Origin of the sequence: Bradyrhizobium betae (genome assembly GCF_004123905.1) — a bacterium.
GTDB lineage: Bacteria > Pseudomonadota > Alphaproteobacteria > Rhizobiales > Xanthobacteraceae > Bradyrhizobium > Bradyrhizobium betae_A.
Window position 1 is genome coordinate 431,923 of the sequence record NZ_MZXW01000004.1, and the last position, 11,589, is coordinate 443,511.

At 58.5% G+C, this 11,589-nt stretch carries 12 protein-coding genes; 4 read left to right on the forward strand and 8 right to left on the reverse strand.

All coding sequences use genetic code 11. From position 1 onward, the window contains the following. Nucleotides 1–63: 63 nt before the first annotated feature. The 3 genes from B5V03_RS02175 to B5V03_RS02185 form a co-directional block, all read right to left on the reverse strand. Nucleotides 64–1,566: a tyrosine-type recombinase/integrase gene (locus B5V03_RS02175; protein ID WP_245502142.1), complete on the reverse strand. Its 1,503-nt coding sequence runs from the start codon at nucleotides 1,564–1,566 to the stop codon at nucleotides 64–66. A gap of 461 nt (nucleotides 1,567–2,027) precedes the next feature. Further along, nucleotides 2,028–3,212: an ImmA/IrrE family metallo-endopeptidase gene (locus B5V03_RS02180; protein WP_129267612.1), complete on the reverse strand. Its 1,185-nt coding sequence runs from the start codon at nucleotides 3,210–3,212 to the stop codon at nucleotides 2,028–2,030. Then, nucleotides 3,209–3,514, reverse strand: coding sequence for a type II toxin-antitoxin system HigB family toxin (locus tag B5V03_RS02185; RefSeq protein ID WP_164987726.1), 306 nt, complete (start codon nucleotides 3,512–3,514; stop codon nucleotides 3,209–3,211). Before B5V03_RS02185 ends, B5V03_RS02180 begins: the two co-directional genes overlap by 4 nt. A gap of 125 nt (nucleotides 3,515–3,639) precedes the next feature. On the opposite strand from B5V03_RS02185, the gene B5V03_RS02190 reads away from it, so the two are divergent. From B5V03_RS02190 to B5V03_RS02200, 3 genes are read left to right on the forward strand one after another with little or no spacing between them, the layout of a single operon-like run. Then, nucleotides 3,640–4,095, forward strand: a complete 456-nt coding sequence (locus B5V03_RS02190; protein WP_129267614.1) for a hypothetical protein — start codon at nucleotides 3,640–3,642, stop codon at nucleotides 4,093–4,095. Further along, nucleotides 4,092–4,742 (forward strand): hypothetical protein, encoded by a 651-nt coding sequence (locus B5V03_RS02195; RefSeq protein WP_164987727.1) that lies wholly within the window; start codon nucleotides 4,092–4,094, stop codon nucleotides 4,740–4,742. The genes B5V03_RS02190 and B5V03_RS02195 overlap by 4 nt, the downstream gene beginning before the upstream one ends. Beyond that, a complete protein-coding gene (locus tag B5V03_RS02200; RefSeq protein WP_129267615.1) occupies nucleotides 4,673–6,412 on the forward strand; it encodes a hypothetical protein in 1,740 nt (579 codons plus the stop codon). The genes B5V03_RS02195 and B5V03_RS02200 overlap by 70 nt, the downstream gene beginning before the upstream one ends. Nucleotides 6,413–6,418: 6 nt before the next feature. Here the strand turns inward: B5V03_RS02200 and B5V03_RS02205 are convergent, their stop codons facing one another. Both B5V03_RS02205 and B5V03_RS02210 read right to left on the reverse strand, forming a co-directional pair. Further along, complete coding sequence (locus B5V03_RS02205; RefSeq protein WP_129267616.1) at nucleotides 6,419–7,462, reverse strand: nucleotide kinase domain-containing protein; 1,044 nt, start codon at nucleotides 7,460–7,462, stop codon at nucleotides 6,419–6,421. A 126-nt stretch (nucleotides 7,463–7,588) separates the two neighbouring features. Then, nucleotides 7,589–8,770, reverse strand: coding sequence for a site-specific integrase (locus tag B5V03_RS02210; RefSeq protein ID WP_129267617.1), 1,182 nt, complete (start codon nucleotides 8,768–8,770; stop codon nucleotides 7,589–7,591). 134 nt (nucleotides 8,771–8,904) lie between these two features. On the opposite strand from B5V03_RS02210, the gene dusA reads away from it, so the two are divergent. Beyond that, on the forward strand, nucleotides 8,905–9,915 hold the full coding sequence (gene dusA, locus B5V03_RS02215; RefSeq protein ID WP_129267618.1) for a tRNA dihydrouridine(20/20a) synthase DusA: 1,011 nt from the start codon (nucleotides 8,905–8,907) through the stop codon (nucleotides 9,913–9,915). A 53-nt stretch (nucleotides 9,916–9,968) separates the two neighbouring features. Here the strand turns inward: dusA and B5V03_RS02220 are convergent, their stop codons facing one another. The 3 genes from B5V03_RS02220 to B5V03_RS02230 all read right to left on the reverse strand — a co-directional run bounded on the left by B5V03_RS02220 (nucleotide 9,969) and on the right by B5V03_RS02230 (nucleotide 11,588). Continuing rightward, nucleotides 9,969–10,637, reverse strand: coding sequence for an outer membrane protein (locus B5V03_RS02220; RefSeq protein ID WP_164987728.1), 669 nt, complete (start codon nucleotides 10,635–10,637; stop codon nucleotides 9,969–9,971). Nucleotides 10,638–10,801: 164 nt separating this feature from the next. Then, the gene (locus tag B5V03_RS02225) at nucleotides 10,802–11,356 is read right to left on the reverse strand and encodes a TIGR02281 family clan AA aspartic protease (RefSeq protein WP_129267620.1); all 555 of its coding nucleotides are present in this window, start codon (nucleotides 11,354–11,356) and stop codon (nucleotides 10,802–10,804) included. A gap of 28 nt (nucleotides 11,357–11,384) precedes the next feature. After that, entirely contained in the window at nucleotides 11,385–11,588 is a 204-nt protein-coding gene (locus tag B5V03_RS02230; RefSeq protein ID WP_129267621.1) for a DUF1289 domain-containing protein, read from the reverse strand. Nucleotide 11,589 lies beyond the last annotated feature (1 nt).

Genomic DNA, 11,589 nt, shown 5'->3' on the forward strand with positions numbered 1-11,589 from the left:
TCCGGCAGCCGAACGATAGCTCGGGGTAAGTGGGGTTTGCCTCGGGCGGAAAAGCGCAGAGCATCAGGCCTGCCCGCCGCGCTTTATCGGCATCACCTTTTTCGGATCCAGCCAGTGGTCGATCCGATCAGCCCAATGCTGCATCAGCTTAGTGCGTGAGCCGATCAGTGCTAGCGGTCCGTGCTTTTTGTAGAGCCCTTCCACAGTAGAGTTATCGAGATGCGCGAGCTGCAGCTCGACGACGTCGCCATCCCATGCCTTGGCGTCCTTGATCTCTTCATGGTGAGACAGGGTCGAGAAGGTGGTCCGGAATCCGTGGGCACAATGATCAGTCTTGGTGTCAATGCCAAGCAGCCGCAAGCGCTTGTTGAGCGTGTTGTTTGATAGCGGCGCGTCCTTCGAGCAGGAAAACACGTACCAACGATGGCCGGTCAGCTTCTGAACGCTGCACAGGATTGCGAGTGCCTGCCGAGACACTGGCACGACATGGTCCCAGCCGGTCTTCATTTTCGCGGCTGGAATAGTCCAGCGTTCGGCGTCCCAATCGACCTCGCTCCACTCCATTTCATTGACCATCCCGGGGCGGGGAATGGTCAGCGCATCGAAGCGCAAAGCAAGGCCAACAACGTCACTAAACCTCGCTCTCGTCCACGGCGCGCTGATGAGCCTGAAGACGCGCGTCACGTCGCGTGGTTCGGTAACGCCGGGACGCGGCGTCGAAATGTTGGCAATCATCTGCCCATTCAGGTTGCGGAATGGATTGTAGCCGTCGCCTTCGACATCGGCATAGTTGCAGATTTGCTCACCGATGCTGCGCACGCGGTCGCGCGTCTCCAGCTTTCCCTCGGCTTCGTATGAACGCATGAACGCGAGCACGTCCGGACGCTTGATGTCCTGCCTGTGCAGCTTGCCGAAGCGATCCTTGACGTAGCCGACACGCAGCTCAAGCACCTCGATGGTCTTGGGGTCGCGCACCGCGACGATCCTGCCGCGTTTGACTTTCTCCACCTTCTTCTTCGCGAGCCACTCGTCGGCCCATTGCTTAAAAGGCCGGGCGGCCGCCTGCCTGTGCTTGTCGAACTGCTTCTCCGTGCTCGGATCTTTGCCTTCCCTGAGCAGGTCCTTGGCTTTGTCGCGCTCGCGCCTCGCCTCGGCGAGTGAGAACGTACCATCCTTTCCGTTGCCATAAGGGCCGATGGAATAGGTTTTCTGGCGGCTGTGGAAGCGGTAGCCCATCCGCCAGAGCTTGGAAGCAGCGTTGCCGGGCCTGCTCTCGTCCGGCGTGACGAAGAGATAGAGACCGCGGCCAGTCACGTCAGAAATCTTGGCGGGGCTCCACGCGCCATTGTCGAATTTCGGTCGGGCGGCGCGGCAGTCGACGTCGGTCCTAATCTGCTTGGGGTTGGCGTACGCGCCATGATTCTTGCGGGCCATCTGCTCAATTCCCTCGTTCGGAATAGCGAAATTCGCCGTGAACGTTTGTTCTCCCGATACCAACACGATACCAACAAAAATGCCAACAAATCGGACGGTTGGGATCGGATGAGAACAAACGGTGACGAACACCCATGTACGCGGAAGTGCCTATTTTTCAAGGTTTCCGAGCACTGCGCGGACGGTTGCGAACGCTTTGGAACAGGCTTGAACAGCCTAGTTGGTGCCCCTGGCCGGAATCGAACCGACGAAAGAACGGTCCTTTCCCCTCCTTAAGTTGGGGCGTTGGGACGGCCCCTCGCAAGACCTCGTGCCGCGGCCACTTGCACGCGACCATAGGTTCGGAGATTGCTTATGAGGCTCGCAATACCATTCCGACAAAGAGAAATTCTGTAGTAATCTCAATCGACCAAAAAGCTGTAAAATGTCGGAATGGGTGTTGAAAACACTACGGATTTTCGAAGACTTCCAAGCTGAATACAAGGGTTCGATTCCCTTTACCCGCTCCGATGTCCGATCTTGAAGATGTAGCGTGTTGTTTCAACCAGACGCTATTGGGAGCACCAAATAAGTTGATCCACGGTGTGGATCACTCAGCTTGGCCATTTTGGGTTTTGCCAAGGCAGTAGAAAAGAACGAACAGAGCCGCGGTCGATTAGCCGCGAGAATTTTTTGTAATTCTGGTGGTCCCGCTGCCATCGGCCAGCCACTACGGTTACAGGAACGACCGCTCGCGCCGATACTGTTGTGATGTCGTCTAAACTTGAATCGGGACTCCAGACAACCTGTTCAAGGATGGATGATGGAATTAGCGACTCTTGGGCCAACGTATCGGCTTCCTGCTCTTGGAGATCATCGCTGGCGATCTCCATGTCGTCCACGAAGGCTGTGTGTCCGTCGACCAGTATTTCGTAGTGGAGGCAGATATGGGAGAGCTCATGGAGGAGGGTGAACCAAAAATTATCTGCCCGATCATAGCGAAGGGTAAGGCCGACGACGGGTGCATTCGTCGAGGTAACCATCGCCGCGCCGTCCAAGAACGTGCCCGGGAGCGAGGGCATCACAATCACGGCAATACCAAGATGCGAAAGGTTATCGAGTACGCGCTTTATTCCATCAATCTTTGAGCTCAGCTTCGCAAGTTTCCGCAAGCTCGCTTGGCTGAATTGAGATCGGTCGAATGTGCTTGCCAGCTTTAAGGCTTCCGCGCGCTGCAAGACGGCCGCCTGCCAAAGCAGCAGCGCACCCTGATCGGTTTTCGAGGCCGCTCTTTGCGTACGGGTCTTGCGAAGCAGGGCCGATGGCGCCGCCTTCTGAAGCGAGAGCGGGATGAAGTGGGATATATCGTCTCTGCCGAGCGAGAAGCCAAGAGTGTTCAGATGCCGAAGTGCATCGCCGGATATCTCGTCAACGCTTTCAGTTTTCCGCTGTCGCGCCACCAATGAGGCGTACGGAATTCCTAACCCCGCGTGGAGCGAACGGATCATGTCGATCGACAAGCTTCGCTTACCGGTGAGGACTTCCGATACCCGCGCCCGTGACCCGATATACGGTTCTAGCTGCCGGGGGGTGAGCCCTTTTTCTTCCATCCGGAATTTGATCGCTGCAATCGGATCTGGCGCGTCGACCCGCGCGAACTTTTCCTCAAACTGCTCGACCAAGGTCGTCAGAACTTCGATCTCGTCATCGAACTCGCCCGAATTTCTAGTCAGCAAGCTAGCGAGGCGAGCTTTCGTCGCCGATAAGTCGGAAGCATTGCGGATCGGCTTAATGGTCACGGTATTTTATTCCAGGGTTGCGTTTGGGTGCCGTGCCACGCGGCCGATAGATCAATGGCCAACAGCATGACGACGCCGATGCGGAAATCGATCAGCGTGCGGATGCGGAGCGCCGAAGGGAGCAGGTAGAAGACCACCCAAGGCAGCGCCGACACGTCGATATTTTGAAACTCCGCGGCGAGCGCTGTCGCCGACTGCCATTGCCCCGACCTCATCTCGGCGACCCACGCCTTGACGGTATTATCGTAAGCAGGCGAACCGGCGAGGAACCCCGCCACCTCGGTTTGTCCCACGAATCTCATCATAATCTCCTAGCTCCCATTTTGGGAGCTTTTTCCTTGACGGCAAGTGAAAATTGATCCACGCTCCCAATCCGGGAGCGTTGATGTCTTGCCGGGGTACAACCCAAAAGTTTACGGAGACCGCTATGCGTCGTATTACGATACTTGGCCGTAACCTGAAGGATGAAGATATCGACCAGATCAAGCGTCTGGCCGAAGACGCCGGCATGACCGGTGCTAAAATCGAGGTAGTCGATGCGGTCGGCGAGCCTGATCCTGACTGCGAAGACGAAATCGTTCTGATCTTGGCCTCGCCGGAAACCTGCGTCGATCCGGCTCTTGAGACAGATCTTGCAACCACGCAGCGGGGTGGCCGTCGCGCCATTTGCGTGTGGCCGCACGACGCGGCGCCGGGCGCCCAGCCGCCGGACTCCATGAACAAGTACGCCTACTCAATCATCCGCTTCGACACCGAGCGGTTCCGCGTCGTCGCGACGGAAGAAGACCAGCACTGCTTCGAAACCTCAGATGGTCAGCCACTGCCCAAGCCGAATACGGAGCGCAACCTGTGCGTCGACGAAGAAAAAGCGAAAGCGTTATGACCCTTTTCTCCTACGTCATCGAGCACGATCTCGGCTTCGCACCGAACCCCTTTCATGGGATTTGCACGCTTGCGTGTTGCAAGCCGCAGATCCGCAAGTTTGCCAAGATAGGCGACTATATCCTCGGCACGGGCGCCGCCGACCCAAAGCTGACCGGTTACCTCACCTACTGGATGCGGGTCGACGAGGTGATTGGCTTCGACGATTATTGGAAAGACCGCCGTTTCCGTCGCAAGAAGCCGGTGATGACGGGCACGACCTACATGCGCTACGGCGACAATATCTATCACCGTGACGGCGGCGAGGAGTACCTGCAGGAGGACTCCTTTCACAGTCTTGAAGACGGAAGTCTCTCACTCGGCGACCTCCATCGCGATACCGGCACCACCGACCGGGTGCTAATCAGCCACGAATTCGCCTATTGGGGCCGCCTCGGCATCAATATCCCCGATCATCTCGCATTCGTGCTCAAGAAGGGGCCAGGGCATCGCTGCATCTTCACCGATGAGCAGATCGCGCAAGTGGTGGCGTGGCTCCAGTCTTTGCCTCAGCGCGGTTACATCGGCGAGCCTGCCCATTGGCAGTTTATCGGCGCGAAAAAGCGCCGCGTGAAGAAAGCCACCAGCGCGAAGGCGGCAAGGGCATGAGGCCGGTCGATTACGCTGCCTTCGTGGACAGGACCAAGCAGTTCGCCGGCAAGCCCACCGATGAACAACGATCGATTACGCTATATGGGCTGGTGAGCGAGATCGGCTCGCTGGTCGCCGCGGTAAAGAAGAGAATTCTGTCCGAGGGAGGCGAGGGGCCGCACTGGGACCAGCCCAACGACGAGATCAAGGAGGAGTTGGGCGACTCATTTTGGTATTGCTACTCGGCCGCGCATGTGATGAACGGCGGCTATGTCGACATTCTTGCCGACAACATCGGCGCACTGCGCACGGAGATGAGCGGCAGCGACGACCGCGCCCACATGATTGAGCAATCGCTCGATCCTGCCAACCGCAAAGGCTTCCTTGAAGGCGCTGCCACGTTCCAGCACGCGAACGGCTACACCTTTGATGACTACCAGCGGCTGGCTTACAAGACCGCGCGCACGGACGGCCGTGTTTTGCTCGAAGTGTGCCTAGCGCTCCTCTGGCAGCACGGCGCCGAACTCCTGCGCACCATGCTGCCTGCCACCGAAGTCGCACTGCATACGAACGTGGCGAATAGGCGCGCGACCGTTATCCTTGGCGGCATCGCCTGGCACCTTTCGGCAATCGCAAGCCTTTATCACCTTTCGCTCGATGACGTGGTCGCATCGAACTGCGAAAAGGTGCAGTTCCGGTCGGTACGCGGCACGCCAACGACGCTGCACGATGCCGGCCGTGATGCAAAGGAGCAGTTCCCGCGACAGTTCGATGTCGCCTTTGTGCGCATCGGACCGCAGAAATCCCGCATGTACTTCGATGGTAAGCCGCTCGGGGATGATCTGACGGATAACTATTACGAAGACGACGGATACCGCTTTCACGACGCCATCCATCTCGCGTTTATCGGGCATCTCGGCTGGTCCCCGGTTGTGCGCGGCCTGATGAAGCGAAAGCGCAAAAGCCGCGATGACCGCGTTGACGAAGTAGAAGATGGAGGCCGCGCCAAAGTCGTCGAGGAGCTCGTGATCAAGGCCATTCACACGGAAGGCGACCGCCAGGCGAAAGCTGCCGGCCGTTGCGTCGTGGGCACGCCGACGCGCTTGTTCCCCGAACGGACGCTCATCAATTTCAAGCTATTGAAGATGCTCCGCACTTATGTCGATGGGCTTGAGGTCGCCAAGAACACGTTTTGGGAATGGGAAGATGCGATCTTCGATGGCTGCGACATGTTCTTCCAGCTTTCTAACGAAAAGCAGGGCACGGTGCATATTGATCTTGAGCGCCGCACCCTGTCCTTTTCTCCGACCGTTTGCCCTGCAGTTCAAGGCATCAACGTCGGCCTCGGCATGGGCTCCGCGCAATTGAGCGCGGAAGCGAGCGATACGACTCTTGGGCCCGCCGAACGGGAATGGGCCAAACGAGAGAACCGGTGCGCCGAAACTGCCGCCGCCAAGCGCGCCACTCTTGATGCGCTCGGATTGGACCCGAACTCGGCCGAACTTTGGTCTGAAATCGAAGTTCGGCTCGGGGCCGGCAACATCGTTTACATCAAGACCGCAAAATCCGTCCAACAGCGTGCATGGAAGTTGAAAGCCGTCGATTACAAAATCGCCTTCAGCCGGGATGCGGACAGGATCAGCTGCACCGCTACAGCCATTGCCGACATCCAAGACATGGCGACATGAATCAGCTTATCGAATGCCGATCTTCCACTTCGGCGGATAGAACGGCTCGGGCAGCGGGCCCGTAGGTTGGTATTTCTGCTTGATGCGCGTCCGACCCGCTACGCCTGCGTAGTCGGGGAATGCGACGCGCGCGTACTTTGAAATCTCGCAGAAGAGGTTTTGACAATCGATGAGCTGGAGGCGGCGGCCCCAAAGATTCGGGAACTCGATGTCGAGGTTCTCAAAATGCTCTTCTTGATGATCGAACATGTAGCGAATGACATCCGAGGACTTTACCGCATTCGCCCCGATGAAGCATTTCGAGATGCCATCCAGCGCACCCGGACCTGCCATGACGAACTCGTCCTCCCCGAAATTCGTCAGCTCACTGTAGTTGAAGTCAGTCACATATTGATAGGCGAGGAACGGTCCCACGAATGGCACAGTCCGCAGAAGCGAAAACGCTTCCGTCATCGTTTTGCAGTCGGACAGCTTCTCCGGATATCGTTCGGCGAAAAGATGCTCGATCATCCGAAGGTGATTTTGGTGTTTGAGCTTGTGTCCGAAGACACTGCCTCCGGACGGCATGATGTACGCGGCTGAGTAAATGGTTTCACCCGCCGCCATTCGTCCCGTTAAAAGCTCGTCATAGCGGGAAAAGTCAAAATCCTCCCACGTGATCTTGCCGATCGTCGCTTCTAGATGCTGCCACGTCTCGATCTTGTTGAAAAATTTGAAGATGATCGTCCGAAAGAAGACGTTTCGCGCATCCCTCGGGAGGTCGTCTCGATAGATGACTTTACGCAGAAGGTACTGGCTTACGCGGTCGGATGCGCGGTAAGCGTTAGTGAATTTGAACAGCTTAAGGACGGGATCGGTCGTGAGCACTCCCGATGCACCTTCAAGGCGACGGAAAAAGATCCGCTGCCGCTCAGCCGCGAACTCCCAATAGGCGTCAAAAACAGGCGTCGTCCGCAATTGGCGATTGCCGATCTGGACGACAATCCCGCGATTTTTGTGGTTCGAAGGCCCTGGGTCAAGCGGGAGGCGCGGGGCGAGGTCAGTTGGCATCGTGTCTCGAATCTGTACTCTTTGGCGTACCTGTGTTTCGCATAAGCGTGCTCACGTAGCCAGAGTTCCCAGCGTCGCCGTCGACCTTTTCCGTAGAGAGTTGTTTTGATGCCGCGTAACCGCTATCTATGGCTCACCCGCAGCTCCGCCATCACTGCCCGCCGTAAGATCTAACCACCCGGTCGTGAAGTCCGCAACAAAGGCGGATTTCGGTGAAGTCCCGACAGAACTGGTTGAGCTTGTTAGCACCGAGAACCACTTCCATTTCGCATATTTGTCGCCGGTTTGGCGCAAGTGCGTGTAGCGCTTGAGACTTGACCAAGAGCGATGACCCGACACAGCGGCAACTTGAGGAATATTCCGACCGATTTCGAATAGCCTTGAAATACCATCATGACGAAGATCATGCAGATGCAAGTCAACGATCTCAAGGAACTGACACACGCGGGTGAAATTAGTCCCAATAGTGTCGCCGCAATACGGAAAGATTTCTTCGCGCCTCTTCGGCATTGAGAGAATTATCTGAAGCGCTTCCGGCGGAAGATCGCACCATACGTCATTCCCGTTCTTCTCTCCAGGGTTCTTCATATCACGAACCAAAACACGACTTCCTTCAGCGTCAAGATCCTTCCACGAGATTCGTGTAATCTCCTCAAGTCGACGTGTTGAAAATATCGCAAACCCGATGGCCTTCTGCATCGGAATGGAGGATGGTCGGCGGTTCAACCGCTCGCCGAAATATTCCATGATCTTGTCGAGCTCTTCGAGAGTCGGCCGTCGATCACGCTCGCGGCTCTTGCTCGCAATACCGAGGCGCTTCGCAACTACGAAAGCGTCCTTCATTGCGGTCTGATCAAGTGGATATGCCCAAGCCGGCTTGGCTACGGCAAAGACGGCTGCCAAATGCGAGAGATAGTTGCCGACTGTCGACGGAGCGACGTTAATTATCAGTTCGTTGGCAAATGCGACCACATCGGTGCTTGTGATCTCAGAACACTTCTTATTGGCTATGTCGTAGTTCTTGATCGCCCGCAGTACCTGCGCCTTTGTACGACCAATCTTCTTGATAGATTCATCTGTGTAGCGGTCGATAACGGTGGCCAGAGTGGGATCCGGTGCTTCGAGACGCTCGAGGGCGCCCGGTTTGGCGAGTTCCTTCTCCCGCTTTTCCAGCCAGGCGGAGGCAGCCTGCTGCCGATCGAACGTCCGATTTTCTCGATGAACGATCTTACCAGCTCGCTTGATGAGGAGCTGGGCTTGGTATCCTGTAGAGCCATCGCTTCGCTTGCGTGGTACGACGGTTCCCATCTTGTAGGCTCCATTACCGGTACTGCATGGACGTCTTCGGTACTGCGCCGCAGTACCGGGGGTATCAAAATGGACGAAAATGGCTAAAAAACGAGCTACAATAGGAAATTCAAAAATCTCCCTAAGTAACTGAAATGACCGAAAAAACTACGAAATCGTACGATTTTCTTTTCTCTGTCGCGCCAATGATGGACTGGACCGACCGGCATTGCCGGGTGTTCCACCGTCACCTCACGCGGCGGGCGCTGCTCTACACGGAGATGCTGACCACCGGCGCCATCATTCACGGCGATCGGAAGCGGCTGCTTGGCTTCGACAGGGTCGAGCAGCCGGTGGCGCTTCAGCTTGGCGGCTCGGATCCAGGCGACCTCGCGAAGGCCGCGCGGATCGGCGAAGAGTTCGGCTATGACGAGATCAATCTCAATGTCGGCTGTCCGTCCGATCGTGTGAAGGATGGCCGCTTCGGTGCGTGTCTGATGGCGGAGCCGGAGCTGGTGGCGCGGTGCGTCGAGGCGATGAAGCGTGCGGTCGCCGTGCCCGTCACGGTGAAATGCCGTATCGGCATCGATGACCAGGATCCGGAAGTCGCACTCGATACGCTCGCGCGCGCGGTGGTCGCCGCGGGCTGCGACGCGCTGATCGTGCATGCCCGAAAGGCCTGGCTCAACGGTCTGTCGCCGAAGGAAAACCGCGACATCCCGCCGCTCGACTACGACCGCGTCTATCGCCTCAAGCGCGCGATGCCTGAGGTGCCCATCATCATCAATGGCGGCATCGTGAGCGTCGACGAAGCGAAAGCCCATCTTGCACACGTTGACGGTGTGATGCTTGGCCGGGCCGCTTATCAGGAGCCGTGGCGGCTGCTTTCGGTCGATTCCGACATCTTCGGCGAGACGGCGCCGCATGCGACCATGCAGGAGGCGTTCGAAGCGATGATGCCCTATATCGAGCAGCAGCTTGCGCGCGGCACGCGGCTGCACGCCATCACGCGGCATTTCGTCGGCGCATTCCATGCCGTCCCCGGCGCGCGCGCCTTCCGCCGCCATCTCGCCGAGAACGGGGTGAAGCCGGGCGCAGGTGTGGACGTGCTGCGCGATGCGATCGCGCGTGTCGGTGCGCGCGTCCCGGCTGAGGAGGCGGCCTAGCCACAGGGGCCGAAGAGCCGGATTGTGACATCCGGCTCCTCGTCGATCGGTTTTTAGCGGAACAGGTCGAAGTGATAGTTCACGCCGACGCGGAAGGTGTGGAATTTCGCGGCGTTCCAGTCCGGCAAATCGTTGTGCTTGAAGTCGGTGTAGAGATATTCGGCCTTGGCCGACCATTTCGGCTGGAACGCCCATTCGACGCCGCCGCCGGCGGTCCAGCCCATCTTCATCTTGTTGATCGGGCCGTCCTTCAATTCGCCGGTGGCAAGACCGGCGGTCCCGAAGAACAGCAGGCGTGAGTCCATCGTGGCGATGCCGGCGCGGGCGCGGCCGGTCATGTACCAGGGCAGGCTGACCGCGGCGCTGTTGAGCGCGTCGTGGTTCTTGATGTCTCCGCCCTCGAAGTCGTTCTCGATGCCGACCACGAACATCGGCGAGATCTGGTAATTGTAGCCGATCTGCACGCCGCCGAAGGCGCCCTTGACCTTGCCGCCACTGGTTCCGACGAGATTGTTGAGGGCGTCGTCGCCGCTTTGGGCATAGCCGGCGTTGAAGCCCGCATAGAGGCCCGCCCATGAATACGCGGGCTGCTGCGCCGTATAGGCGGAGGAGGGCGCCGCATAGCGCGGCGACAGGTCCGCAGCGCAGGCGCTGCCTGCGGCGAACGCCGCGGCAAAGGGCAGGGCGCACATCGTGCGGCGTAAGGCGGCTCTGGCAGTCATGATTTTGAATCTCCCACTTGGCCACGTCCCTCAGGGAGCAGCACTCGTCCAACCCCGATCCCGGGAACAGCCATTTTTATAAACCGACTGGGCGGTTTGTAAATGTCGGAAATGCCACATCGGCCGGCATTCGCGGTTGCAGCGCTCTCGTGAATCGTTTGCGGTTAATCGATCGCCGTGCGCGGGCGGCGGTGGCTGCTCTGAAGCTCCGGATAACCCGTGAGCATCAGCGTGTCGGCGCGCACGCCCCAGCTTTCCAGGCGATCAAGGAAGCTCATGCCGAGCAGATTGGTCTTCGCCTGTCCGCGCGGCATGACGAGCGCTGGCACCGATTTCTCGACGAGGTGGCCAACGGAGAGACGGTCGAGCGTGAGGCGAGCTGCCTTGGTGTGGCCGCCGACGGTCTCGAGATCGACGTTATATTCGAGCATGTCGAGCGGCAGCCCGATCGCTTTCGCGGTTTCCCAGGTCAGCACCACGGAGGTCGCACCGGTATCGATCACCATCGGCGCGGCGACACCGTTGATCTTCGCACGCAGGGCGAATTCGCCGCCTTGGCCGCGCTGGATCTGCACGGCAGGCGCCGGGGAGGCGGTCTGTGCGCGAAAAATGTGCGAGACCTTGGTGCTCGCACGCGCGATCTGGTCGGGATCGCCATAGGCGACGACGGCGCCGGCTGTACAGGCGAGCATGATGAGGACGAGCAGGAAGCGGATCATTGCGGGCCTCCGAAGGCACGCGAGCCCGTCAGGCGCGTTTCGGCGATCCCGCGATCGGTGCAAGTCCAGCATCCGTCATACGCGCCGGCAGCAGCGCCATGACCGAGAGACGCTCCGCGCTTTCCATGGCGTGCCAGCGTGCGATCTCCGGCAAGGTGCGGCCGCAGCCGAAGCACAGCTTGGTCTTGGGATCGATCATACAGACGGCGACGCACGGCGTTTCTTTGCTCATT